Origin of the sequence: Chitinibacter sp. FCG-7 (genome assembly GCF_040047665.1) — a bacterium.
In the GTDB taxonomy this organism is placed as follows: domain Bacteria; phylum Pseudomonadota; class Gammaproteobacteria; order Burkholderiales; family Chitinibacteraceae; genus Chitinibacter; species Chitinibacter mangrovi.
This window is the reverse complement of the sequence record NZ_CP157355.1, coordinates 3,236,702-3,262,525: the sequence shown is the minus strand read 5'-3', so window position 1 is coordinate 3,262,525 and position 25,824 is coordinate 3,236,702. Positions and strand designations below refer to the sequence as shown.

Here is a 25,824-nt window from a genome sequence, read left to right as displayed (position 1 = left end):
ATTATTTTTTGGCGATATACCTATCACTATTTTCGTCTTGGTGCCAAACCCATATCATCCAGCCGCAGCAAGATTTCGGTTTTGCGCTCTTGTTTGATTTGCTGCCACGGCAAATCTTCCTGCGCGCCAATCAGCGCGTACAGCATATTGAGCGAGACATTCGGCATGACTTGCTGCAGCTGCGCATACACATCGAACGCATCCGCCGCGCGCAGTTGTGCAGCGGTGGTGATGCCGATTTGTGCCAGCATTTCGCGGCTTTTGGGCCCTAGGCCTTTGAGTTGATCAACCGTTTCCAATGTGCCTCCGGTCAGCCCGTGATTGGGCAGCTCTCAATAAAGGATAGCCACACTGCATGTCGCATGGCTATCCTTTTTCTTTATGCCGCCTGCCAGAGATCGGCTTTAAACACGTCGTCCAGCTTGGTATCGGCCATGCTGGTGGTGTAATTCGAGAGGATTTTTAAGCTAATCCCCAAAATGACGTCCAACACCGTTTGCTGGCCATAACCTGCGCTGATGAATTTGGCGATTTCTTGCTGCGTAGGCCAGCCACGGTTTTCAACAACTTGGATGGTAAATTGGCGCAATGCTTCGAGCTTGGCATTTGCAATTGGCGTGTTGTCGCGCAGCGCGGCAATGACCTCGGCGGGCACTGCGGCTTTAGCGATCGTGGTGTGCGCGGCCATGCAATAGTCGCAGCGATTGAGCCGATTGGCCGTCATCATAATGATTTGTTTTTCGGTTTCGCTCAGATTGGTTTTATTAAAAATCTGCGTCAACGTCAGATAGCCTTCCAGTAGTGCGGGTGATTCGGCCATATTGGCAAAAAGATTGGGAACAAAGCCATAGTTCGCTTTGGCATTACTCAGTAATGCACGGCTTTCTTCAGGCGCGGTTTCAATGGTGTGAGTTTGAAAGCGGGTCATTTTGAATATTCCTGTGGCTTTAAGATTGAACGTTGATCACGATTTTGCCGAAGTGCTGTGCGCTGGCGAGGTAGTCGAAGGCCTCGCTGGCTTGCGCATAGGTAAATTCCTGATCGATCACGGGCGTGATTTGGTGCTGGCTGAGGAAGGCATTGAGCGCGTTAAAGTGTGCGACCGAGCCGACCAGAATGCCGTTGATATTGGCGTTTTTAAATTGCAGCGGCCACAAATTGGGCGTTGGGCCAAAGCCGGTGAGCACGCCGATTTGATGAATATGCCCGCCTGCGGCCAGCGCGTTGATCGAGCGCGCATAGGTATCAGGGCCGCCCAGCTCCAGAATATGATCGACACCCACGCCATCGGTTAGGGTGAGAGCGACTTCGTCCCAAGCTGGCTGCTCGCGGTAGTTGATCGTTTGCCATGCGCCCAGTGCTTTGGCGCGCGCCAGTTTGGCATTCGATGACGAGGTGATAATCACCTTGGCGCCTTGTGCCACCGCCAGTTGCAGCGCAAACAACGCCACACCGCCCGTACCCTGAATCAATACCGTTTCACCCGCTTGCAATTGCCCGCGTTCAAACAGCGCATGCCAAGCCGTCACCGCGGCGCACGGCAAAGTAGCGGCTTCTTGCAAACTCAAATGCGCTGGAATCGCCACAATGTCGTCTTCGCTGGCGACGATATGCTCGGCAAGCACGCCAGCCAGATTCGCGCCGCCCAGCGCGCCGTGTGAATAATGTTGGGTCTGATATTTGCCATCGTGCCATTGAGGGAAAAAATTGGGCGCAACCCGATCGCCGACTTGCCAGCGTTGCACTTTGCTGCCGATTGCAATCACCGTTCCTGCCGCATCGGATAAGGGAATCTGGCCATCGACGGTATCTTGACCGGCATTACGCAAAATCAGCAAATCGCGGTAATTCAGGCTCACCGCGCCGACCCGAATCAAAACCTGATCGGCCGCCAAGGCCGGTAGCTGGCTTGGCACCTGCTGTAATTGAAAAGTATCGTCGTTGCGTTGCAACTGATAGTGGCTACTGTGCTGGGTTTGAACGCCTTGCATCGTGTTTAATCCTGTTTATATAGTGATCGATACATAATATAATCAGGCTAAGATGACGTCGTCAACACATTTTGTAGTGATCGATATGGAAATAAAAAAATCGCGAGGCCGGCCAAGGGCGTTCGATCGCACGCAAGCGCTTGAATTAGCATTGCAATTGTTCTGGGCCAAAGGCTATGAGGGCACGTCGCTGAGCGACCTGACCAGCACGCTCGGTATCAATGCGCCCAGCCTGTATGCCGCCTTTGAATCCAAGCCCGCCTTGTATCGTGAATCGATCAATCAATATCTGGCGCAGCAATACGAGCGAATTAGCGCATTGCTCTCGCAAGCGCCGACCGCGCGCATTGGCCTGAACGCGATGCTGCGTGGCGCTGCCGAGCAATTTACCGCGCCCAATCATCCCCCCGGTTGCCCAATTGCCAGCGGGGTGTTGCGCTGCGCCGAGGCCAATGCGGCGATTGGCGAACTCACTGCCGATCATCGCCGTAACACACGGGCGATGATGCTGGCGCGGCTGCAACAAGGTCAGCAGGATGGTGATTTACCAGCCGATCTGGATATCCACGCGCTAGCCGGATTTTATGCTGGGGTGATTCAGGGGATGTCAGTACAAGCGATTGATGGGGCAAGTACGGTGGATTTGCTCAACATGGCAGACCTTGCCATGAAGGCCTGGCCTGTGAACGGCCACTAAGCAAGCGGCGGCGCTTAGCGCAATTGGATATGCTGCGCCAGATGACTAAACACCGTAGCCACACGGCGCAGGTGGCGGGATTCGGGGTGGGTGAGCAGCCACAGATCGGTGGCACATTCGTCCAGCTCGGGCGTCAAGGCGCGCAGATTTGGCCGCGTGGCGGCTAGAAATGTCGGCACCATGCCCACTCCCATGCCGCGTTCGATCAACTCCACCAACGTTAAAATGCTGTTCACCCGGTAGCGCGGCATGATTTTGGGATAATGCTTTTTGCGCCAGATCACCGTCGGATGATCAGGCAGCGCGTCATCAGGTGCAATCCACGGCGCATGTTGCTCGATCACCGCAGGCAAATCGGCATAGGGGCTGTTTTGCGCCGCAAACAACGCCACTTTGATGCTGCCTAGGTGTTTGCCCACCAGATGTTGCGGCGGCTTGCGGGTGGCGCGGATCGCAATATCAGCGTCGCGGCGGCTGAGATTGGCCAGCTCATTGCCGGTGTGCAAATCAAAGCTCAGCTGCGGATGCTGCGTGGAGAGCACATCAAGCTCGGGGGCGATGAGGCCATGCAGGATGGAATCGGTGGTAGTGATGCGCACGCTGCCAGCCACATCTTCGGGCTGCAATTGCGCCGCCGAGCGCGCCGACTCAAGCGCAATTTCCATTTGCTCGGCGTGGCCAGCTAGGATCTGCGCCATTTCAGTCGGGAAATACCCCGCCTTGCTGCGCTCGAACAGGCGCTGCCCCAACCCTTTTTCAATGCGCTGGATGCTGCGAAAAACCGTTGAGGCATCAACGCCCAGCCGTTCGGCAGCAGCGGCCAGTGTGCCGCCCCGTGTCACCGCCAGCAAAAACTCTAGGTCTTGGCTCGCCAGATGGTATTGCGTTTTTGCATGCATAATCTGCATTCCTGCTTATGTTGATTGCAATAGAGCAAGCTTAGACTAACGCAAATTACACCCAATAAGGAAATCAATATGTCGCAGCCACTCACGCTGGTAAGCCACCTGCTCTGCCCCTTTGTGCAACGCGCCGCCATTGTGCTGTTGGAAAAAGGCGTGCCATTTACGCGCAAAAATATTGATCTGGCCAATAAGCCGGATTGGTTTCTGGCCATTTCGCCGCTGGGCAAAGTACCGGTATTGCAAGTAGGCGAGGCGGCGATTTTTGAATCGGCGGTGATTTGTGAATATCTGGATGAAACGCAGGCACCGCAGCTGCACCCGGCCGATCCACTCTTGCGCGCCCGGCATCGTGGCTGGATGGAGTTGGGCTCGGCCATTTTGACTGATATTGCCGGATTTTATTCGGCTAAAGACGAAGCCACTTTGCAGCTTAAAGCGCAGCAGCTGCAGCAGAAATGGGCGCAAGTTGAGGCGGCGCTGGGTAGTGGCCCGTATTTTGCTGGCGAGCAATTCACGCTGGTCGACGCCGTATTTGCCCCGGTATTTCGCTATTACGATGCCTTTGAGACGATTGAGCCGATTCGCGAGCTGGTGTCGCTGGCAGCATGGCCGCAAGTGCAGGCCTGGCGGCGCGCGCTGGCGCAGCGGCCATCGGTGCAACAAGCCGTTGTGGCCGACTATCCTCGGCGCTTAAATGAATTTCTGAGCCAGCGCAATTCGGTGCTCAGTGCGCAGATGCAGGCAGAAGCGGCAAGCTGCACCTTTTAAGCATACACGGGTATATAGCTACAAGTAGCTATCAACATACTCCGTAACTATATACCCATTAAAAAGTGCCACGATGGCTTACGGCCGAAAAGCTATTTTTGCTTTAAGCAAGTTAGTGATGGCCTAACCCCCTGCGTGTGAACAACACACGATCTGAAGATACCCAAGCTATTTCACACTGGGTTTTCTGCACGCAGCGACTGTTTATTCCACTTGCAGCAATAATCAATTCACGCCAATGGTGATTCTCTCGCCTGCGGGTAGGCGACATACTAAGCGCTACAGAGTCAAAAACCCGTCCCGAGGAGTCTCACCATGCCGCGCGCCTTTGCTGCCATTACCTTTACCGATAGCGTTAAAGCGGCGCAAACCCGCTATCACAGCCGCGATGGCAATCTGGGCTTTGAGCTGGCTGCAGATAGCCGCAGCGAGATCACCGCCCGCGAGGCCGACTTTATCGCCGAGCGCGATAGCTTTTATATGGCCACCGTGAACGAAAACGGCTGGCCTTATGTGCAGCACCGCGGCGGCCCGGCCGGGTTTTTAAAAGTGTTGGACGAGCACACGCTGGGCTTTGCCGATTTTCGCGGCAATGTGCAGTATTTATCGGTGGGTAATCTGAATGCCAACGACAAAATTTCGATCATTCTGATGGATTACCCCAATCGCCGTCGGCTGAAAATCTGGGGCCGGGTGCGCATCGTGCATGAAATCGACGATCCGGCGCTGATCGCCGCGCTGGAAAGCCCGGCTTACCGCGCCCGCATCGAGCGCGCGATGGTGATTACCGTCGAGGCCTGGGATTGGAATTGCCCGCAGCACATTACGCCGCGTTACACCGACGCCGATATTGAGCAACTGATTGCGCCATTGCAAGCTGAACTCGCCGCGCTGCGCGCGAAACCGCAGGCCGCCGAGCCGCTTAATCACTTAGGCAGCGGCGAATTGGAATTAGTCATCAGCGGCGTGCGCCAGCTAACGCCACAGGTGCGCGCCTATGAATTGCGCCTTCCAAACGGCGAAGACTTGCCGCCGGTGACGGCAGGGGCGCATTTGAAAGTGCCGGTGAAACTGAAAAATGGTCAGGATAGCGTGCGCAATTACTCTATCGCATCCAACCCCGCGCGGCGAGATATTTACGAAATCGCCGTGCTGCGGCAAGACGAAGGCGAAGGCGGCTCGGCCTTTGTGCATCAGCATTATCAGCTGGGCATGACGCTGCATTGCGGCCTGCCGCAGAACGATTTTGCGCTGCGCACCAACGCTGCGCCGGTGCTGCTGATTGCCGGTGGCATTGGCATTACGCCGATTAAAGCCATGGCGCAGGCGCTCAAAGCGCAAGGCCGCAACTTTCATTTGCACTATGCCGCCCGCAGCCGCCGCGAGATGGCCTACGGTGATCGGCTGCTGCGCGATCTGGCCGGGCAAATCACGCCGTATTTTAGCGCGGAAGGTACACGCCTTGATCTGAGGCATGTCCTCAGCCAGGCCGGGGATACTACCGAGGTGTATGTGTGTGGACCTAGCGGATTAATTGATGCTGTAGCCAATACTGCCGCGCAATTGCAGATTGCAACCGAGCGGATTCATTTCGAGCGTTTTGCCGCTGCGGCGCACGGTGAAAACCGGCCATTTGAAGTGCTGCTGCGCCGCTCGCAACGGGTGATTCCGATTGCGGCCGATCAAACCGTACTGGCGGCGGTGCAAGCGGCGGGCGTGGATACGCTGTCGGATTGTGGTGTGGGCAATTGCGGTACCTGTGCGGTGAAAGTGCTGGCTGGTGAGGTCGAGCATCGCGATCACGCGCTGAACGCCAACGAGCGCGAACGCGCCGGGCTGATGTGCATTTGTGTCTCGCGCGCAAAATCGGCGCGGCTTGAACTTGATTTGTAATGCTTATTGAATCCTTATTGAAGAAGGGAAAAAATAATGATCCAGCTCTATGAATTCGCCCTCTCCGGTAATTGCCACAAAGTCAGACTCATGCTGTCTTTGCTGGATATACCCTACCAGAGTATTGCCGTGAATGGCGCAGATCGCGAGCATAAATCGGCCGAGTTTCTGGCCAAAAACCCGCTTGGCCAGGTGCCGGTGCTGGTCGATGGCAACGTGGTGCTACGCGATAGTCAGGCCATTCTGGTGTATCTGGCGCGGCAATACGGTGTGGCGCAAGCTGATTTCTGGCTACCGAGCGATCCAGTCGGGCAAGCCCAAGTTCAAGCGTGGCTCGCCACTGCGGCCAATGAAGTCACGCGTGGGCCGAATGCGCTGCGGCTGTTTCATAAATGGGGGCGAGCCGTGGCGCTGGCCGAGGCTGAAAGCATCACCGCACAATTAATGGCGGTGCTGGAAACAAGCTTAACGAAACAGCCCTGGCTGGCCGCGCCGCACTGTACCATCGCCGACATTGCCCTCTACCCGTATATCGCGCTCAGCGTTGAAGGGAAAGTAGCGCTAACGCAATACCCCGCAGTTTGCCAATGGCTAGCGCGCATCGAGACACTGCCCGGCTATATTGCGATGCCGGGCATTGAGTCGCAAGTGCATGTCTGATTGATTGGAGAAAAAATGTCTACCCGCCCACCCCTGCCACCGTTTGATCTTGAATCGGCCAGCTTAAAAGTTCGGCTGGCCGAAGACGGCTGGAATTCGCGCGACCCCGAACGGGTGGCGCTGGCCTACACCGCCGATAGCATCTGGCGCAATCGCCACGAATTTCCTCGTGGTCGCGCACAGATTGTTGAGTTTCTCACCCGCAAATGGCAGCGCGAACACCAATACCGGCTGATCAAAGAGCTGTGGGCCTTTGAGGGCAATCGTATCGCCGTGCGCTTTGCCTACGAATGGCACGATGCCGCCGGGGAATGGTTTCGCTCCTACGGCAATGAAAACTGGGAGTTTGACGAGGACGGCTTGATGCAGCGCCGCTTTGCCAGCATTAACGATCTGCCGATTCGCGAGGATGAGCGGCTATTTCGCTGGCCCCAAGGCCGCCGCCCCGATGATCATCCGGGCTTGAGCGAGCTGGGTTTGTGATGCTTGCAGACCAAAGCCTTGATCCAATCAAGCGCTATGGCCTGCCCGCCATCATGACAGGCCGCCATACAACCGGGCTCTTGCCATCTCCTGCTGCGTCAATGCACGGCAGACAGGCTTTTGACTGCCCCGATTTTTTCCAGCGAGCGCGTCAGATCGCAGCTTGAACGGCGGCAGGCGACAAAGCGGACATTGCGTTTTTGCGCAATATCGCGATAGTTGCGCATGGCATTGTGGTTTAAAAAATCGGTAAACAGAATCACCACATCCATGCCATTGATATGGCTTGGGCTGCGCTGATGTGACGGGTTGCGCCCACTGACATGGTGCCCCACCGTAATGCCGAACTGCGCCAGGGTCTGCGGAATATTGCCCAGATGGTCCGCGCCAACAATCAATGCCTGCATGCCACCTCTCCTTTGTGCCAAATCTTCCTTGATCGGTAAGCAAACCCTAACACAGGCACAATATTCTATTTAATTACATTTAACTATTTTTATATAACCAAAATAATAAAATAGAGCAAAGCCACAATCAATGCAAAATGGAATATTAAAATAATATTAAAGTATTAAATGGCATAACAAAACTGCAATATAGTTCTTCCCATGCCAAGCACAGCCGCGCTTGGGGCGATAGTTGGACATCTACAGGGGATTGAATATGAACAAGAAATATCTATGGGCCACCGTGTTGGCCGCACTGGCACTGAATGCACAAGCTGCGAGCCTAGACGTACGCGGGCAATACCGTACCGAGCAGGAAAAATATGAAACGCGCTACCTGCTCAGCCATGAACTGAGCAACGGCATTGGTGGCGGCGTTGAGTATGTGGTTGACCATACCAGCAAAAGCGGCGAAGGCATTGATCAGTCGCGCTGGAAAGAAACCGAATTCGAGCTGTATTACAAATACAAAGTCAGCGATACGCTAACGCTACTGCCTAGCGTGCTGTTTCAGGACAGCAAAAGCGCCGGTGATATTGCCAAAGTGGGCGTACGCGCCAATTGGGCTTTTGCCCCCGGCTGGCGTCTGGATGGCCGCATTCGCTATGAACACAAAACACGCGACACCCGCAATCTGAACAAGCAGCTCGACAATGATGACACGACGCGCACCGAAGTATGGCTGCGCAAGAGCGTGAATAGCGACATCGACGCTTATTACAATTTGCGCTGGGATCACAAGCTGGCCAACTACGCCTACCCGGACGCCAGCAAAAATATTTTCGAGCACAATATTGGTGCGAGCTACAAGCTGAACAAAACCTTCCGCCCTTACGCTGAAATCGGCTATCTGCCTGATGCGCTCATCAAGGACAAGGTGTTGACCAACGACTGGCGCGTGCGTGTCGGCAGCGTGATCAATTTCTAATTATTTCTAATTGCACCGACACTAAATATTCTCAGACCCTTCGCCGGCCAATTGCAGCTCAATGGCCAGCGAAGGGTCTTTTTTTGCCTTTAAAACCATTTATGCATATAGAAATAATTTTATATTCTTTGTGGTGCTATTTAGAGCTTGTTAGAGTGGTGTCATTCAAAACCGGAAGGAAAACCCCATGCTACCGCTGCGCAAACTTACTCTGGCCATCGCACTAAGCAGCATCTCTGCCCTGTCGCTGGCGGACACCACCTTGCTCAATGTCTCGTACGACGTCATGCGCGATTTTTATAAAGACTATAACCCGGCTTTTGCTAAACACTTTGAGGCCAAATTCAAGGACAAAGTGACGATCCAGCAATCGCACGGCGGCTCGTCCAAGCAGGCGCGCTCAGTGATCGACGGGCTGGAGGCCGATGTGGTGACGATGAATATGGCGACCGACATCGACGCAATTGTCGAAAAAGGCAAGCAGATCAACGCGGGTTGGGACAAGAAATTCCCGAACGAGGCTGCGCCATTTTCTAGTTTGCAAGTGCTAATTGTGCGCAAAGGCAATCCAAAAGGCATCAAGGATTGGAATGACCTGACCAAGGCTGGCGTGCAAGTGGTAGTGCCCAACCCGAAAACCAGCGGTAATGGTCGATATACCTTCCTGGCGGCCTGGGGCGCAGCACTAAAACAAAACGGCGGCAATGAAGCCAAGGCGCGCGAATTCACGCAAGCGATCTTTAATAACGTGCCGGTGCTGGACGCGGGTGGGCGCGCAGCAACGACCACGTTTATGCAGCGCCAGATTGGCGACGTGTTGGTGACGTTTGAAAACGAAGCCGAAATGATCGCGCGCGAATTTGGCCGTGGCAATTTCGAGGTGATTTATCCAAGCGCTTCAATCGATGCCGATTTGCCCGTTGCCGTGGTTGATAAAGTGGTCGACAAGAAAGGCAGCCGCAAAGCGGCAATCGAATACCTGAGCTTCCTATGGAGCGAGCAAGGCCAGGAAATCGCCGCGCAAAACTATCTGCGCCCGCGTAACGCCGCCGTGGCGGCGAAATACGCCAAGCAATTCCCCAACGTCAAACTGTTTGGCGTCGCTGAGTTTGGCGGGCTGAAAGCTGCGCAGAAGAAGTTCTTTGATGACGGCGCGATTTACGACCAGATCGCCGCTGACATTGCCAAGAAGAAATAAACATCGAGGTATTGCCCTGCAGAGCAATCTGCAATTGATCTACAGGGCAATACCCTAGTATAAAAATAAGGTATCCGCAATGAAACTCAAACAAAGCAGTGTTCTGCCGGGCTTTAATCTGGCCCTAGGCTACAGCCTGCTCTATCTCTCGCTGATTGTACTGCTACCGCTTTCCGCGCTGTTTGCCAAAACCATGGGGCTCGATTGGAGCAGCTTCTGGGCGATTGTCACCGAGGCGCGCGTAGTGGCGACGTATAAAGTCACTTTTGGTGCCTCGCTGATTGCCGCGCTGATCAATTTATTTGTCGGCATGCTGATCGCCTGGGTGCTGGTGCGCTACCCGTTTCCGGGCAAGCGTTTTATTGATGCGCTGGTCGATTTGCCATTTGCGCTGCCGACGGCCGTGGCCGGGATTGCGCTGGCCACCTTGTACGCGCCAAACGGTTTGCTCGGAGAGCCGTTGGACAAGCTTGGCATCAAGGTGGCGTTTACCCCGCTGGGCATTGTGCTGGCGCTGACCTTTATCACGCTGCCCTTTGTCGTGCGCACCGTCCAACCCGTGCTCGAAGATATGGAGCGCGAGCTGGAAGAAGCGGCGTCGAGTCTGGGCGCAACGCGCTGGCAGATTTTCAGCAAAGTGATTTTGCCAACGATTTTCCCCGCGCTGCTGACCGGATTCACACTGGCTTTTGCCCGAGCGATTGGTGAATTTGGCTCGGTGATTTTCATCGCCGGCAATATGCCGTTTAAGTCGGAAATCACCCCGCTGATGATTATTTCCAAACTGGAGCAATACGATTATATGGGCGCGACGGCGATTGCCGTGGTGATGTTGCTGGTGTCGTTTGCCCTGCTGCTGCTGATTAACGGCCTGCAGTGGTGGATGGCCAAACGCCTAGGGAGACGCAAGTAATGAGTACCGCTATCAACAATCTCAATCATAAAGTCGTGACCACTGAGTCAGCGTGGGTGCGTTATCTGCTGACCGGTCTTGCCTTGTTGTTGATTACGATCCTGCTGATCGTTCCACTACTGTCAGTGTTTTACGAGGCGCTGCATCAGGGCTGGGGTTTGTATCAAGACGCACTAATCGAAAGCGATGCGGTCTCGGCGATTAAACTGACGCTGATTGTCGCTGCCATTTCACTGCCACTGAATCTGGTGTTTGGCGTGGCTGCGGCGTGGGCGATTGCCAAGTTTGACTTCAAGGGCAAAAGCATTCTGGTCACGCTGATCGATTTGCCGTTTGCCGTCTCACCGGTAGTCGCTGGTCTGATCTACGTGCTGCTGTTTGGCGCGCATGGCTGGTGGGGCGCGTGGCTGATCGAGAACGACATCAAGATCATTTTTGCCGTCCCCGGCATTGTGCTGGCCACGGTGTTTGTCACCTTTCCCTTTGTGGCACGCGAGCTGATTCCATTGATGGAAGCGCAAGGCAGCGACGAAGAACAGGCTGCACTGGTGCTGGGCGCTTCAGGCTGGCAGACGTTCTGGCACGTGACCTTGCCGAACATTAAATGGGGCTTGTTGTATGGCGTGATTCTGGCCAATGCCCGCGCGATGGGCGAATTTGGCGCGGTATCGGTGGTGTCGGGCCATATTCGTGGCATGACCAACACAATCCCGCTGCACGTCGAGATTTTGTACAACGAATACAACTTTGTCGCCGCTTTTGCCTGCGCCTCGATTCTGGCCCTGCTGGCCTTGTTGACGCTGGCACTGAAGAGCTATGTGGAATGGCGCACCGAGCAACAAGCGATTGAAGATCGCAAACATGCGACTGAGGAATAAACCATGAGTATCGAGATTCGTAATATCGTCAAAACCTTTGGCGAATTTAAAGCACTGAATGATTTAAGCCTGAATGTTGAATCGGGCGAATTGGTCGCCTTGCTCGGCCCTTCGGGTTGCGGCAAAACATCCTTGCTGCGCGTCATTGCGGGTTTGGAAACACCCGATTCGGGGCAGATTCTGTTCCACGGCGAAGATACCACCGACAGGCATGTGCGTGAACGCCAAGTAGGCTTTGTGTTTCAGCACTATGCCCTGTTCCGCCATATGACGGTATTTGAAAATGTCGCTTTCGGCCTGCGCGTGCGCCCTAAATCAACTCGCCCATCCGATGCCGAAATCAAACGTAAAGTGCATGACTTGCTACAACTGGTGCAACTTGACTGGCTGGCTGATCGCTACCCGGCGCAACTATCGGGCGGCCAGCGTCAGCGCATTGCCTTGGCGCGTGCACTAGCCGTTGAGCCCAAAGTCTTGCTGCTCGACGAGCCATTTGGCGCACTCGACACCAAGGTGCGCAAAGAGTTGCGCCGCTGGCTGCGCCGCCTGCATGATGAAATTCATGTGACTTCGGTGTTCGTGACGCACGATCAGGAAGAAGCCCTGGAGGTCGCCGACCGCGTGGTCGTAATGAACAAAGGCCAGATCGAACAAATCGGCTCGCCTAGCGAAGTCTACGACACGCCAGCCAGCCCGTTTGTTTATCAGTTCCTCGGCGATGTGAATCTATTCCAGTCCCGCGTACACGAAGGCTGGGCACAAGTGGGTAGCGCGAAATTTGCCGCCAGCGAAACCAGCGAGCACGCCACAGTGTACGTCCGCCCGCATGAAATCGACCTAAGCCGGATTGCTACACCCGGCGCAATTAGCGGCACGATTACGCATATCCGCCTGCTCGGTGCCACGGTAAGGCTGGAAGTTGAAGTGCCCGAACATGACGTTGTGGAAGTGGAATTAACCCGCGAGCGCCAGCAGGAAGGAGCCTGGCAAGTGGCCGAAACCGTCTACCTGATCCCACGCGAAGCCAAGGTCTACGCCACGGTGTAGACGTTCCATCCGGTATGCCGCATGTGCAAAAATGGCAAAGCCAAGCAGCTTTGCCATTTTTCAATGCCACTGGAGTCTACTGAGGTTTTAGCGTGAATGATGAGGTTTATGCTTCACCTTCTGATACAGCTTGGCCATCTTTTCTTCAAATTGCACAAACGATTTATCCAGCCGGCGGTAGGCTAGGCGCTTGTCAGCTTCGTTGAGAAATGAGTAGCGGATGCTGTTATACACATAAGTTTTGAGCGTTTTGTAGCTGGGTGAGTAACGGGTGGCGAGCAGCAAATACTGGTTTGACAGATTATTGCGCGAGACGCCTGCATCGTCGGTGGAGATAATCATCGGTACATCGTAGGCCGCGTAGAGCAGATAAGGATGATCATTGCCTTTGACGCCCAAGATAAATTCATTGCTGGTCAGATTGATCTCGATCGCGACATCACGCGATTTCATCGTGTTCATCAATTTGAGCGGTTCTTTCTCGTAGCTAATGTCCACGCCATGGCCAATTCGCCGCGCATTGGCAATATCCACTGCCTCGGTAATATGAAACTGCAAATCTTCCGGCGGCACCATCCCTAGGGTCAGCTCACCGGCATGCAAGGCCAGATTCATTGCGCGGCTGGTGTTTCCGTTACTGACTTTGATGCGCTCATTCAGAAAATTGAACATCCGCATATGCAAGGTATAGTCGCGCAGCGAGACATAGTTGTTTTCCGGCGCAACAATATTTACCCCCACCACCAGCGGGCTTTGCGCAGCCACTCGGTAGCCTGCGTACAGATCAAGGAAGACTTGCAATGGGTCTTGCGTGCGGGCGGCATAGGTCTGGTAGCGCATCATAAAGCGCTCGTCATCAATACCCTGATGTGCTTGCTCAAGCTTGCCGATGTAGCTTTGCAACACAGGCGCAAAGGCAGCCGATTGCTGCACATCGCCAACAACTGCTTCTAGAACTGCATTGACTTCGGCCTGCGAGCTGGCCAGGCGCAGTGCGCGGTTGACTTCGTCGATTCTGGCTTGCTGCTCATACAGCGCATTCTGTTTGAAGCCGACTGCGGAGAACATCGTCTCGATGTAGCTAACGTTTTCATCAATCGCGCGTTGCTTGAGCGAGGCTAGGCCTTGCGCCGCATTGGGCATGGCTAGTGCGCCAAAATAGGAAAATGTATTGAAGAAATTGCTGTCGGGCGGGACTTGCAGATGAAAATGGTTGCCGTAATCAGCATCCGACCACAGTGTGAGTAGCTGGCGATATTTGGCATTATCCTGCTGTAACTGCGCCACGCTCAGCGCCTGGCAACCTGTGGCCGGGCTGCTGCCTGCCTGAACGACGCGCAGGGTACAGCTATCAATTTTGCCATCCTGCGCTGCCAGCCAGGTGAGATAGTTTTCCGCATAAATTGCCCCGGAAAAATGATGGTGCAGATCACCGCCTTTGGGCAGCTGCGTCACAAACAGGTTCAGAATCGAAGTCTTGGGCGTGCCGGAGAGTAAATGTGCAAAGAAGCGGGCCGTTTGCGCCTCATCGCTGGCGACCGGTTTGGCCTGTAGCGGTTGAGCACTCAGACCGATGGCCAGCAATGCACTGGCCAGCAAGGTGTTTAGCCGTGGTGTTGATTTGATCATGGGTTTTCCAGTGAAAAAGGCGAGCGCTGCGTCGCCTTTAAGTGATGATAATTGGCAATCTGGCATGGCCAGTTGCCTATTCATTCCACAGATAGCAATACTTGTGGCTATTGGTCAGCTTGCTGCCGTTTTCAGTGATCATCCAGCCATCGGCAAATTGTGAATTGGGTGATTCGCAGTTGGTATGCACCCAGTCAAAACCGTGCTGCGCAAATTTCTGGCCCGATAATGTATAGGGCTCGCTGCCGGGATTGCCGCCGCAGAAATAAACGGTGCGCCCTGCTTTCAGATTGCGCCGGTAGCTGGCTGGCACTTCACGGCGATAGCGGTTGAAGTCTTTGGCAAAGACATTATCAATCGCGACATCGTAAACTTTGCCATCCAAAGCCGAGGTGATTTCAATGTGCGTATGCGACAGGGGAACGCCGTGCAGTTTGTTACCTGGTTTGAAGTTAGTCACCGCCGGGTAGTCGCTATTGGGCGGTGAATTGATCGTGCCATACTGGAAATAGCCTTTTGCCTGAGCGCAGGCGGCCTGATATTGCGCCGCTTGCTCGCTGAGCGCATTGGCCGCTAGCGCGGTATTGGTGCACGCCGCAAAGGCCAGCATGCTGATTGCAAGGTGTGACAGTTTCATCACTAATCTCCCGGATTATTTTTATATTGCAAATGTCATAAGGCAGCAGATCATAGGGTTTGCAAAAAATGCCCGTCAAGGCAAGCGATTAAAGCTGTGTGTAAATACAAATCAGTTCCTACCTCATAAAAACCCAATACCAATGGCAGTACTTCGAAAGAAAAAAGACATATCAGTCAGCATTCAGACCAAGAACAGACTCAAAATGCCAAAATACGTCACTAGGTATATCTATACACATCAATCTATGCATCATCTACAGAAATATACCCCATAATTAGGACACAAAATCCATCTCATACAGCGTCGATGAATGCCTGGCTCACCAGCAGTCAAGTCTGGCCTGCATGTGATGGCGCTCTTGTTCTTCACTTGCGGGCATAGTTAAAATCAAAACCCAGCTGTAAGTGCCTCAGCGGTGTAATGTAATCATGGCACTCAATCTGCAGCAGGCTATACCTGCCCACAGGTGTCTATGTTAATCAGAGAATGGATTACCAATTCGCACTGCCAACCCTGGCATTACCAGCAGTATGTGGTGCCCAAAATCCAGTTTCACCTGCATTACCATCCCGAATTCGAGCTAACCTACACCCGCAATGCATCGGGTTTACGCTATATCAGCGGCAAAGCCGAGGCTTTTCCGCGCTTTGATCTGGTGCTGGTTGCGCCCAATCAGCCGCACAGCTGGGAGGCGGCGCCCAATCCCGATGGCAGCCCGCAAACTTTGCAGGTTTTGTTTTTTCGTGAAAGCTGGCTTCGCCAGCTGGCTGAGTCGGGCTTGCCCGAGTTGCGCGGCGTGTGCAACTGGCTGGGCAATATCCGGCATGCCATTCAGTTTAGCGCCACACTGGCCGAGCAGCTGGCGCCGCTGTTTGACCGGCTGCATGAAAGCCGCGGGCTGGAGCGGATCAGCCTGATTCTGGAGCTGCTGGCGATACTCTACAAAGCGCCCGATGCGGCCAGTATTAACAGCGGGCGCGAGATTAGCTTGCCCGATCAGCGAGTCGAGCAGGCGCTGGCTTATCTATCCCAGCACTTTGCCCGGCCGGTTTATTTATCCGAAGTGGCCAAAGTGGCCCTGACCAGCGAGGCCAATCTTAAGCGTCTGTTCAATCAGCAGCTGGGCAAAAGCTTTAGCGAAATACTGGCCGAATTGCGCGTGATTCATGCCTGCAATCTGCTGCTGAGCAGCTCGATGAAAATCGAAAATATCGCCAGCCAGAGCGGTTTTCCCAGCCTGAGCAATTTCCATCGCATTTTTCAGGCCTACACCCAACTGACCCCGCATGCATTTCGCCGTCTACGTGCGCCGTCACGCAGCGAGGTTGCGGCACAAGCAAGTCTTACTTGACGGCACCATCCATGCCGGAAATAAAAAAGCGCTGCGTAAAGGCAAAGAACACCAGCACCGGCAGCACTGTGAGGATAATCGCGGCCATCAGCAGATTGTCCGAGGTGGCAAACGGGCCGGTTAGATCATTAAATACCCCCACGGCAACCGGCAGTTTTTCCTTGGTATTGATGACAATCGATGGCCATAAATAGTCGTTCCACGCGCTTACCAGCGTAAAAATACTGAGCGCAGCAATCGCTGGCGCGGTCACTGGCACCATCACCAGCCACAGAATCTGCATCTCGCTGGCACCATCGACCCGGGCGGCGTCGATCAGATCTTGCGGAATGGCCTCAAATGCCTGCTTCATCAGGAAAATACCAAACGCGGTAGCAAAATTGGGCACCACGGCCGCAAAGTGACTATCAAGCCCTACCCAGCCAGACCAACTAGCCGGGCTTTGGGTCGAGCCAAATACAGTGTGTGCGATAGCCGCCCAGCTCGGCTGGATAGCGCGCCAGAAATCGCCGCCTGCTATCGCATCCGGCTGCCAGGCCGTCACTTTGGCAATCAGCAAGGCCTGAGCGACAAAGGCCAGCGCAGCCAGCAAGAGCAAGGATTTGGCCGTAGCTTTCTGGCGATAAACCAGTATGGCGGCTAGCAGCAAAGTGGCAGCAAACACCAGTACACACAGCCAGGCCAGCCAGTCGCCGCCATACAGCAAGGCTTGCAGAGCATTGGCCCAGTCGCCGAACTTTTTGATGATAATAAAATTAGGTACGATGCCCACTTCGGAGGGCAGCATCATCGTCGTCACAATGGCGATAAAAATCACTTTGCGTCCCGGAAAATCCATTCTGGCCAAAGGGTAAGCGGCCAGCACCGAAACCAGCAGTACACCGACAATACTCATCACCGACATAATCAGCGAGTTTTTCAGATAAGTCAGAAAAGGCATTTCCTGAAAGACGCGCTGAAACCAATCCAGACTAAAGCCAATATGCTGGCCGGGCTGATCGCTGGCAAATAAACAATAACTGCCGGCCTTGAGCGTGCACGCGCTGCTATCCTGATGCGGAAAAAAGCCATCCGGGAATAAATACGCCATTGATGCGTCACTCGACAGGCCAAAAGCCAGCGCCCAGACCAGTGGAAATGCGGTAAAAGCGACCATCAGCAATAGCGCTGAATAATGCCAGAAATACGATAAGGTTTTTTTAACCGTTCTTTTTGTCAATTGCATGCTCTTTTTCCTATTTAGCCGCCGCGACGGTAAACCAAATTCAATCAACCCTAATCTTTTTCCCGGAACATTCTGAATTGCGCAATCGCCAATAAAACGCAAAAGAAAGTCACCACCAGCCCAGCCGCTGCCGAGCGGCCAAAGACAAAATTTTTAAATGCCTGATCGTAAACGTAATACAGCGCGGTATAGGTATCGGCCTGCCCTTTGGAGAGTACGATCACCTCCTGAAAAGCTTTTAAGGCTGCAATGGTCGATAGCAGCGTGCACAGCAAAATGGTCGGCTTGACCATGGGGACGGTGATTTTCCAGAAACGCTGCCAGGCATTGGCACCATCAAGCTCGGCGGCCTCCTCCACTTCGCGCGGAATAGCCTGCAGGCCAGCCAGATACAGCACCATGTAATAGCCAACGCCTTTCCAGCAGGTAAAGGCCATGGTGGCATACAGGGCAATATCCGGATCCCCCAGCCAGTCGATTTCGATCAACTCGCCCGCTTCAAGCAACCAGGTGTGCTGCCCCAGCCAGCTAAAAAATCCATTGAGCATGCCGTCGTATTTATAAACAAAGCCCCACACCACGCCGGCAATTGAAATGGCGGTAATCACCGGGATATAAATGGTGGCCCGCACCAGCGTCATACCGGGCAGCTGATTATTAACCAGCTTGGCGCTCACCAGCGCCATGATTTGCACAATGGGCACAATCAGCAAATAAATCAGCGAGTTTTTCAGTGCACTATGAAATAGCTCTTCATGATAAATGTATTCAAAATTCTCCAGCCCCAGCCAGGTGGCCGAACCATCGGAAATATTGTATTCATGAAATGCAAGATAGGTATTAAAACCAACCGGCAGAAAAGTAAACAGAGCCAACAGGATTAATGCCGGGCCCAGAAAAAGATAGGCCACGAGAATATAGGTATGACGGGGTTTCATTCAAACACCTGCTTGCAAAAGCCAAATCGGGAATGGGATATACCAGCGCTAACCATCATTGATGATCAGCAGCTTATTTCACGCGCAATTCATTAATTCACACAGCACATCAGCAGCAAGGCATCCGCAACCGACCGATAGCGGATGCCTGTGGCTTATTTTTTGGCCATCCGGCGATTCCAATCAGCAGCGGCATCGGCCAGCGCTTTTTGCGCTGGTTTGCGCCCTTCGATCGCCATCTGCATTTGATCGTTAAACAGCTTCATCATGGTGGCTTCGTCGGGCAGTGCATTGGGTGGCAGCATCGGCGTACGCGCGTATTTCATCGATTGCGCTGCCGCAGCGCGGGCACGCTCAATCGGCTCGTTGCTGTTTTTGCCGGCCATGAAATATGAATCTTCGGTGGCTTTTTTCGACGATGGCAGCATGGTTTCGGTAAAGCGGGCAATTGCCAGCTGGCGCTCATCACTGGTCAGGAACAAGCCCAGCTTGGTCGCCGCTTCGGTATTGGCGTAGCCTTTTGGAATCACATAGCTCATCAGCCAGGCACCCAAGGCCATTTTGCCCTCGGCAATAGGGAACGGCATCACCTCGGTTTTCTGGTACATGGCCTTGTTATCCACTTCAACGCGTTTTAGCGCAGTGGATGATGTGGTCATCATGGCCAGCTTGCCAGATGAGTACGACGCCACTTCCTGCTCGTATTCCAGCCGGAAGCTGTCTTTTGGAATCACGCCACTGCGGTACAGATCAGCAAAGGATTCGACCACTTTTACATGCTCAGGCGTATTGAAAGCGGCCTTACCGTTTTGCACGACGGGCAGGCCGAGATACATAAACCAGCGCACCATACCGCCATCGCCACTTTTGGTGGCCAGCTTGGGAGAAAAGGCTGGCACACCGGTTTTTTCCTTGATTTGACGAGCCTGGGCGATAAATTCATTGAATGTCGTCGGCTGCGCCTTGATGCCGGCCTTGCTGAACAAATCCTTGTTGTAGGCAATCACCGACACCGAGTTGTAAAACGGAAAGCCATAAACTTTATTGTTTACCGCCAGATCGTCCAGGGCTACAGGCAGATACACCGCACGGTTGCTGCCATTACTCAGCGTATCAATCGCTTGCAAATGGCCTTTGCGGGCGAATTCATGCGTCCAAGGCACGTTGAAATTGACCAGCGCAGGCGCTTTGCCCGCCGCCATGGCGGTAATCAGCTTGGGCTGAATCTGATCCCAGTTCATGTCCACCCATTTGGCTTCCAGTGTTGGATTGGCGGCATTGAATTTTTTGACCGACTCTTCAAAATACGGCGCAAACGGTGACAGATTGAAGGTCCAAAATTCGACCGTGGTTTTTTGTGCAAACGCGCTACCAGCCATCAAGGCCGCAGCCAAAGGCAGGCAGTACAGAGAAACAGGGTGCTTTTTCATTCTTTCCTCCAGGGTCTTTCCGGGTTTGATGTCGTGCTACTCAGTGTCATGTAGCGATGTCCAGGGCACTACACAGTGCTTATTCTCGATTTCTTCACCCACCGAACATGCTGCAATGGCTCGTTTTCATCCTTTTTTGGCTAATCACAGCATCTTGCAGACGCGGCAAGCCGCTGAACAAGGCTAAACGCTGCGTATTGCAGCTGATGCACAGGCCCCCTAACGAGGCACAAAAGCCCAACAGCGGCAATCTTTGCTAGACTCGCAGCATCGCCACGCACGCCCTATCGAGCGCCCGATGCAACTGATTCGATTGCAAGTGACCAATTTTCGCGGCATCAGCCAGATTGATTTAACGCTGGATGAAATCGCGACGGCGCTGTTTGGCGAAAACAACTGGGGCAAAACCAGCTTGATTGTGGCGCTGTGCCGCTGCCTGACTGCGCCGGCGGCAGTTGAAACACTGTTTACGCAGGAAGATTTTCATCGTATCGCCAATACCAGGGCCAGTATTGCCCGGCGACTCAATATCACACTGTACTTTCAGGGCAATACCCCCTCTGCTGAATTTGAGCCACTGTGCTTTTATTCCAATCGCAATAACACTGACGCACCAGAGCTGCCCACGCTGGCACTGCGCTTTGTTGCCGAGCGTTTTGGCCATCGCGACATCCGGGCCCGCCGGTTTTTTATCGATGGCGAAGGCGCGGAAATCGAGCACGCCGCCAGTGATCAGCTCGCCGACTTGCTGATCAAGCTGCATCCAGTGCTGCGCTTTCGCGATATGCAGCTGACCGACTGGCTGGAGCACCCGCGGCTATCCAATCAGCCCCAACCGGAAGACCCGCAATTGCCGGCCAGCGATGCCGTCCGCACGGTGTTTGAGCGGATTCTGACGGTGCCGCATCAGCTTCATCCGCAAGAATTACGTCAAGGCTTAGCGGCGATGCAGCGATTACTCAGCGAAAATATGGCGCTGGTCAAAACCGATGCGCCAGCACAAAGACTAGCCGAGCAAATCGCCAATGCGCCGCTTAATTTTCGCGATGAAGACAGTCTGCTTGAAATCGCAAATCGTTCGGGATCGAATTTGCGTCGTGTGGCACTACTGATGCTACTTGGCGCGCTGCTGCATGCGCGCGGTGAATACGCGCTTAGTGCTGGAGCCAGCCCTATTCTGGTGATGGAAGACCCGGAAACGCATTTACACCCGATCCAGCTGGCGATGATCTGGGGTTTGATCGAACAATTGCCGCTGCAAAAAATCATCACCACCAATCATGGCGATTTGCTGGCCAGCTTTGCGCAACACGCGCTGCGCCGTCTGGTGCGCTGGCCCAATCATGTGCATGTGTATCAATTGGCAGCCAATGCTTTGTCAATTACCGATGCGCGCAAAGTGGCGTTTCATATCCGCAGCAACCGCGCCAGCAGCATGTTTGCGCGCGTCTGGCTGCTGGTCGAGGGTGAAACCGAATTCTGGCTATTGCCTGAATTAGCGCGCATTTGTGGCCTTAATTTCCCGCTGGAAGGCATTCGCTGTGTTGAGTTTGCCCAAGCCGGACTGGCCCCCCTGATCAAATTTGCCGATCATCTGGGCATCCATTGGCATGTGATTTGTGACGGCGACGAGGCGGGACAAAAATATCTGCAGCGCGCGCAAAAGCTGCTGCGAGAGCGTGAGCAAGATCGCCATATCACCGTTTTGCCGAGTCGCGATATTGAGCACTATTTATGGGAGCAAGGTTTTGACGCGGTGTATCGCCAGGCCGCCAGCAATCTGAAAACGCCAATGTCAGCGCAACACGCCGCAGCGCTGGCGCTGCAAACGCCGGTGCATTACAGCGATGAGGAAATCATCGCCCGTGCGCTGCGCTACCACAGCAAACCCGGGATGGCGCTGGAGATTGCCGAAGCAGCCGAAATCAAAGGCCGTGACAGCATTCCAAAGCAATTGCAGACGATGTTTGCCATCTTGCAAGCGCTGAGCAATACGCTACCCGATTACTAAGTGATCAATAGCACGCCCCTGCTGTGCATCCGCGCCCAGGTTATTACAAAATTCGTACAAATTACTTACTTTGGTAAAAACATCACGCTAGATGGTTACAGCAAGCCCGGGCGATGCCGCACTAAACTGCGACAACACTTTCACTAGGACACCATCATGCGCCAACTTGCCTTGCCTGTTTTGCTATGCACAAGCCTGCTCTTTGCTTGCGGGAAAAAAGCAGAAATGTCTGGCGGAATGCCTGCCGATGTCGCCGAATCAGCCCCCTCGCATGCCGCCAGAACTGATTCGGCCAAAACCGAATCAACCCAAACAAGCGCAGTAGAGCAACTTAGCTCCAGCACTAATAGTCAGACACCGGAAAACCGTCAGTTAATCCGGCAGGCTCAAGCGCGCTTTCGGGTCAAGGATGTGTATCAGAGCAGTATGCAAATTGAAAATATCGTTGCCAAACTCGGTGGGTTTATCACCCAGAACCACATCGAGTCGCAACAATATGCCCAGCATGAGCGCAAGCAGGCCAATGGCCGGATTTTGCGACTGACCGAATATACACTGAACGGCAATATCACCTTGCGCGTGCCCAGCGCCGAGACTCAGAACCTGCTACATGCACTGGCGCCGCTGGTTCTGTTTCTGGACGAGCGAGATTTCACAGCGCAGGACGTCGCACTGGAGTTGCTGCAGCAACAGCTGGCACAGGCACGCAACCAATCCAGCGCCCAGGCGCTCGGCAATACCGACAGCACCACAGCCGCATCAGCTACCGAGCGCATCCTGGCTCAAAACCAGCTACAGGCCAGACAGGATGAAGCACTTATCCAGAGCAAACTGATCGCCGATCAGGTCGCATTTAGCACCATCCGCCTGAATTTATATCAGGATCGCCAGATCAGCCGCAGCGAGCATGAAGACATATCCGCCGAGTTACTTGCAGCCGAGCCCGCTTTTGGCGAAAGAGTTCTTGCTGCCCTGCAAGCAGGCTGGAAAGGTACGCTGGAAGTGATCATTGCCCTGAGCCATCTGTGGCCACTACTGCTCATTGCCGCAATCATTTCCCTAAGCTGGATATGGCATCGCTACAAAGAGAGCTCAGCAAAGAGCACGACACCAAGCGAGGAGTAAATAATAAGGGTATATCTCCATAGCCATTTTAATTTATAGGCTACAGAGATATACCCTTTAAATTTCAAAGCTTTCAACTTGTGACAATTAAATCTGTACAGTCAGTATTAACGCACTATTCTGCACGCATCAACAAAGCGCTTGGCTGCGTCTTGCGGGCTCATATTGGCGTTGCGCCAGAAGGCTTCGATAATATCGAACCAAGCCATACGCACTTCATCCTGCACCGCCATATTATGCGCCCATGATGGCACCAGTACACCTTTGCTGGCGGCACCGGTAAAGTCGCGTGCCGACTGTTTGGCGTAATCATCGTAGCGGCTCAGATTCACATCGGTACGCGCCGGGATATTACCTTTAAACAGATTGAAGACTTCCTGCCCCTCCTGGCTCATCAGCAAGCTGACAAAGTCGCGCTGTGCCGTAATGGCTTTAGGCTCGCTCAACTTGAACATCGTCAAGGTATCGGCGGCAAAGCTGTATTCGCCATTCAGGGTAGGTGATGGCACACAGAGGTAATCAACGCCTTGCTCTTTACCCGCTTGCACAAATTCACCTTTGGACCAGTCGCCCATGATCTGCAACGCAGCGCGGCCATTGACCACATCGGCGGTGGCCAGATTCCAGTCGCGTCCGGCTGAATCGGGCGTGCAATAAGGCTTCATGCGGCGCAATGTTTCCAGAGCGCGAATCATCGCTGGGCCAGTCAGAGCGGAAGGATCAAGCTGACTGAAGGCTTTGACATAAAAATCAGCGCCCCCCTGCCCCAAGGCCAGCGCTTCAAAAATGGTGGCGATTTGCCAGTGTTGCTCACCGAGCGCAATCATCGGAATACCGGCTTGCTTGAAACGCTCGCCCACGGCAAAAAACTCGTCCCAGGTTTTGGGCACATTCTGGCCGGTACGCTTGAACATTGCAGCATTAATCCACATCATGTTGACGCGTGCGACGCCCAGAGGCACAGCCACATACTTGCCGTCGGCCTGCATCATTTTGTCGAGTACAGCAGGCAGAATGCTGGGCCAGTTTTCGCGCTGGGCAATGTCGGTCAGATCGGCCAGCACGCCGTCTTTGGCCCAGTTCTGGATTTTAACACCGCCAATTGCGGCTGCCGTAGGCGGATGACCAGCGATAACCCGCTGTTTGAGCGAGCCCATTGGATTATCGCCACCAATCTGGGCATCAACCCAGTGGTGATCACGCTGATTAAGCAAAGCCTTGATTTCAGAAACCGCTTTGGCTTCGCTGGACGCTTGCCACCAGTGCAATACTTCAATATCGGCCAGTTTATAGCTGCCGACGATTTGCAGCAGACGTTTGGCTCTATCATCGAGCGAAACAATGGTTTTGCTCGCTTGTTGCAAGGCCGAATCAGTCGCCATCGTCATCACATTGATTTGCTCGGACGAAGTGGCCATGGACATTGCTGCGGAAGATTGCTCGGTCGTCGAATCGGCAATCTGACGTACCAGACTAACCACGTGATCCATGCGTTCACGAATATCCAGCATATGGGTACGGGCATCATCAGCCAGCGTCACACTCTGGCCTACCCGCTCGGACGTGGTTGACATATTATTTACTGCGCGATCGGTTTCAAGCCCAACCGATTCGATTTTGCGGGCAATTTCTACAGTGGCCTGTGCGGTGCGTTCGGCCAGCTTGCGCACTTCATCGGCAACCACCGCAAAACCACGCCCTTGCTCACCAGCACGCGCAGCTTCGATCGCCGCATTGAGCGCCAGCAAATTGGTCTGATCGGCAATATCCTTGATCACGCCGATAATCCCGCTGATTTCTACCGAGCGCTCGCCCAGACCATCCATGGTTTTACCCAACGAAACCATGGCATTCGAGACCTGGCCAACTTCCTCGGATACCCGTTGTACGGCATCGGCGCTATCGCCGGAAATACGCTGCGTTTCGCTCACCACCGAGTCCATATCACGCGCGCTATCGGCAATGTGATTGATACTCACCGTAATTTCTTCGACCGTTGCAGCCGATGAGGCGGCAAAATCCGACTGGCTGCGCGTGTCTTTGGCCATCTGGGCGGTTACTGAACTCAATTCATGCAAGCTGATCGCCAACCCTTCCATTTCACGCTGCACATCGCGCAACACGTTTTGGAATTTGCTGACAAACTGGTTATACGCCTGCGCCAGCTCGCCAACTTCGCCAGCCGAGACCGGTAAACGCAGGGTCAAATCACCATGTTCGGCCGCCTGGGTGCGAATCGCATCACTGAGTTTGCCTAGTTGACCCAGAGAATCGTTCATGGCCCAGAACAGCGCTGCCAGTAGCACCAGCAGGCCGACCACTCCGACCAGCAAGATGCTTCCCTGCGAGTCACTGCTCAGAAAAATGATCAGTGCAATCATGCTTGCGCCATACACCGCACCAGCGATCAGAAGAAGACGAGCTCGAATCGACATAATGTCACCACGATAAAAAGAAAATTACATCCGGCACAGGGCGCAATTGGCAATACACCCAATAGGCAAGACCCTATCAGCATAAACCAACTCTTACTCTGTAAACTTACGAAAGCTTGATTTTGTGGATTTGTGTACACATTCACGCTGCAATCGAGCTTCATTATTGACCATCACGATTGAAAATAAAGCCTGAGATAACAATCTGCACGGTATATCCATAGCCCGAGCAC

The 25,824-nt window shown here is 53.8% G+C and carries 24 protein-coding genes; 13 read left to right on the top strand and 11 right to left on the bottom strand.

Annotation, left to right across the window (positions count from 1 at the left end):
- Window positions 1-26: 26 nt before the first annotated feature.
- The 3 genes from ABHF33_RS15370 to ABHF33_RS15360 form a co-directional block, all read right to left on the bottom strand.
- The gene (locus ABHF33_RS15370; protein WP_348944772.1) at window positions 27-299 is read right to left on the bottom strand and encodes a TfoX/Sxy family DNA transformation protein; all 273 of its coding nucleotides are present in this window, start codon (window positions 297-299) and stop codon (window positions 27-29) included.
- Between the two features lie 80 nt (window positions 300-379).
- Window positions 380-928 carry a carboxymuconolactone decarboxylase family protein gene (locus tag ABHF33_RS15365; protein ID WP_348944771.1) on the bottom strand — a complete coding sequence of 183 codons (549 nt, stop codon included), beginning with the start codon at window positions 926-928 and terminating at the stop codon, window positions 380-382.
- Window positions 929-947: 19 nt separating this feature from the next.
- Entirely contained in the window at window positions 948-1,991 is a 1,044-nt protein-coding gene (locus ABHF33_RS15360; protein WP_348944770.1) for a zinc-dependent alcohol dehydrogenase family protein, read from the bottom strand.
- 85 nt (window positions 1,992-2,076) lie between these two features.
- On the opposite strand from ABHF33_RS15360, the gene ABHF33_RS15355 reads away from it, so the two are divergent.
- Window positions 2,077-2,688: a TetR/AcrR family transcriptional regulator gene (locus ABHF33_RS15355; RefSeq protein ID WP_348944769.1), complete on the top strand. Its 612-nt coding sequence runs from the start codon at window positions 2,077-2,079 to the stop codon at window positions 2,686-2,688.
- Window positions 2,689-2,702: 14 nt separating this feature from the next.
- On the opposite strand, the gene ABHF33_RS15350 is transcribed toward ABHF33_RS15355, so the two are convergent.
- Entirely contained in the window at window positions 2,703-3,587 is an 885-nt protein-coding gene (locus ABHF33_RS15350) for a LysR family transcriptional regulator (protein ID WP_348944768.1), read from the bottom strand.
- A 78-nt stretch (window positions 3,588-3,665) separates the two neighbouring features.
- Between ABHF33_RS15350 and ABHF33_RS15345 the strand changes: the two genes are divergently transcribed.
- From ABHF33_RS15345 to ABHF33_RS15330, 4 genes are all read left to right on the top strand, one after another.
- Window positions 3,666-4,361 (top strand): glutathione S-transferase family protein, encoded by a 696-nt coding sequence (locus tag ABHF33_RS15345; protein ID WP_348944767.1) that lies wholly within the window; start codon window positions 3,666-3,668, stop codon window positions 4,359-4,361.
- A 315-nt stretch (window positions 4,362-4,676) separates the two neighbouring features.
- The gene (locus ABHF33_RS15340) at window positions 4,677-6,254 is read left to right on the top strand and encodes a pyridoxamine 5'-phosphate oxidase family protein (protein WP_348944766.1); all 1,578 of its coding nucleotides are present in this window, start codon (window positions 4,677-4,679) and stop codon (window positions 6,252-6,254) included.
- Window positions 6,255-6,290: 36 nt separating this feature from the next.
- On the top strand, window positions 6,291-6,914 hold the full coding sequence (locus ABHF33_RS15335) for a glutathione S-transferase family protein (RefSeq protein WP_348944765.1): 624 nt from the start codon (window positions 6,291-6,293) through the stop codon (window positions 6,912-6,914).
- Between the two features lie 15 nt (window positions 6,915-6,929).
- Window positions 6,930-7,397 carry a nuclear transport factor 2 family protein gene (locus ABHF33_RS15330; protein WP_348944764.1) on the top strand — a complete coding sequence of 156 codons (468 nt, stop codon included), beginning with the start codon at window positions 6,930-6,932 and terminating at the stop codon, window positions 7,395-7,397.
- Between the two features lie 98 nt (window positions 7,398-7,495).
- Here the strand turns inward: ABHF33_RS15330 and ABHF33_RS15325 are convergent, their stop codons facing one another.
- The gene (locus tag ABHF33_RS15325) at window positions 7,496-7,804 is read right to left on the bottom strand and encodes a DUF2325 domain-containing protein (protein WP_348944763.1); all 309 of its coding nucleotides are present in this window, start codon (window positions 7,802-7,804) and stop codon (window positions 7,496-7,498) included.
- 256 nt (window positions 7,805-8,060) lie between these two features.
- On the opposite strand from ABHF33_RS15325, the gene ABHF33_RS15320 reads away from it, so the two are divergent.
- The 5 genes from ABHF33_RS15320 (at window position 8,061) to ABHF33_RS15300 (ending at window position 12,807) form a co-directional block, all read left to right on the top strand.
- Window positions 8,061-8,771 carry an oligogalacturonate-specific porin KdgM family protein gene (locus tag ABHF33_RS15320; protein ID WP_348944762.1) on the top strand — a complete coding sequence of 237 codons (711 nt, stop codon included), beginning with the start codon at window positions 8,061-8,063 and terminating at the stop codon, window positions 8,769-8,771.
- A 187-nt stretch (window positions 8,772-8,958) separates the two neighbouring features.
- Complete coding sequence (locus ABHF33_RS15315) at window positions 8,959-9,969, top strand: sulfate ABC transporter substrate-binding protein (protein WP_348944761.1); 1,011 nt, start codon at window positions 8,959-8,961, stop codon at window positions 9,967-9,969.
- 79 nt (window positions 9,970-10,048) lie between these two features.
- Window positions 10,049-10,882, top strand: coding sequence for a sulfate ABC transporter permease subunit CysT (cysT, locus tag ABHF33_RS15310; RefSeq protein ID WP_348944760.1), 834 nt, complete (start codon window positions 10,049-10,051; stop codon window positions 10,880-10,882).
- On the top strand, window positions 10,882-11,760 hold the full coding sequence (cysW, locus tag ABHF33_RS15305) for a sulfate ABC transporter permease subunit CysW (RefSeq protein WP_348944759.1): 879 nt from the start codon (window positions 10,882-10,884) through the stop codon (window positions 11,758-11,760). The genes cysT and cysW overlap by 1 nt, the downstream gene beginning before the upstream one ends.
- A 3-nt stretch (window positions 11,761-11,763) precedes the next feature.
- The gene (locus ABHF33_RS15300; RefSeq protein ID WP_348944758.1) at window positions 11,764-12,807 is read left to right on the top strand and encodes a sulfate/molybdate ABC transporter ATP-binding protein; all 1,044 of its coding nucleotides are present in this window, start codon (window positions 11,764-11,766) and stop codon (window positions 12,805-12,807) included.
- Between the two features lie 87 nt (window positions 12,808-12,894).
- Here ABHF33_RS15300 and ABHF33_RS15295 read toward each other — a convergent pair whose 3' ends face one another.
- Entirely contained in the window at window positions 12,895-14,436 is a 1,542-nt protein-coding gene (locus ABHF33_RS15295) for a hypothetical protein (protein ID WP_348944757.1), read from the bottom strand.
- Window positions 14,437-14,512: 76 nt separating this feature from the next.
- Window positions 14,513-15,073 (bottom strand): hypothetical protein, encoded by a 561-nt coding sequence (locus ABHF33_RS15290; RefSeq protein ID WP_348944756.1) that lies wholly within the window; start codon window positions 15,071-15,073, stop codon window positions 14,513-14,515.
- 475 nt (window positions 15,074-15,548) lie between these two features.
- On the opposite strand from ABHF33_RS15290, the gene ABHF33_RS15285 reads away from it, so the two are divergent.
- Complete coding sequence (locus tag ABHF33_RS15285; protein WP_348944755.1) at window positions 15,549-16,427, top strand: AraC family transcriptional regulator; 879 nt, start codon at window positions 15,549-15,551, stop codon at window positions 16,425-16,427.
- Here the strand turns inward: ABHF33_RS15285 and ABHF33_RS15280 are convergent.
- The 3 genes from ABHF33_RS15280 to ABHF33_RS15270 form a co-directional block, all read right to left on the bottom strand.
- Complete coding sequence (locus ABHF33_RS15280) at window positions 16,420-17,652, bottom strand: carbohydrate ABC transporter permease (protein WP_348944754.1); 1,233 nt, start codon at window positions 17,650-17,652, stop codon at window positions 16,420-16,422. The genes ABHF33_RS15285 and ABHF33_RS15280 overlap by 8 nt on opposite strands.
- Before the next feature lie 50 nt (window positions 17,653-17,702).
- Window positions 17,703-18,590, bottom strand: coding sequence for a carbohydrate ABC transporter permease (locus tag ABHF33_RS15275; RefSeq protein ID WP_232522565.1), 888 nt, complete (start codon window positions 18,588-18,590; stop codon window positions 17,703-17,705).
- A gap of 155 nt (window positions 18,591-18,745) precedes the next feature.
- On the bottom strand, window positions 18,746-20,020 hold the full coding sequence (locus tag ABHF33_RS15270; RefSeq protein ID WP_348944753.1) for an ABC transporter substrate-binding protein: 1,275 nt from the start codon (window positions 20,018-20,020) through the stop codon (window positions 18,746-18,748).
- A gap of 298 nt (window positions 20,021-20,318) precedes the next feature.
- Here ABHF33_RS15270 and ABHF33_RS15265 point away from each other — a divergent pair, with 298 nt between their 5' ends.
- Both ABHF33_RS15265 and ABHF33_RS15260 read left to right on the top strand, forming a co-directional pair.
- Window positions 20,319-22,031, top strand: coding sequence for a DUF2813 domain-containing protein (locus ABHF33_RS15265; RefSeq protein ID WP_348944752.1), 1,713 nt, complete (start codon window positions 20,319-20,321; stop codon window positions 22,029-22,031).
- Window positions 22,032-22,187: 156 nt separating this feature from the next.
- Window positions 22,188-23,156 (top strand): DUF4349 domain-containing protein, encoded by a 969-nt coding sequence (locus ABHF33_RS15260; RefSeq protein WP_348944751.1) that lies wholly within the window; start codon window positions 22,188-22,190, stop codon window positions 23,154-23,156.
- A 107-nt stretch (window positions 23,157-23,263) separates the two neighbouring features.
- Here ABHF33_RS15260 and ABHF33_RS15255 read toward each other — a convergent pair whose 3' ends face one another.
- Window positions 23,264-25,591 carry an extracellular solute-binding protein gene (locus ABHF33_RS15255; RefSeq protein ID WP_348944750.1) on the bottom strand — a complete coding sequence of 776 codons (2,328 nt, stop codon included), beginning with the start codon at window positions 25,589-25,591 and terminating at the stop codon, window positions 23,264-23,266.
- Window positions 25,592-25,824: the final 233 nt, after the last annotated feature.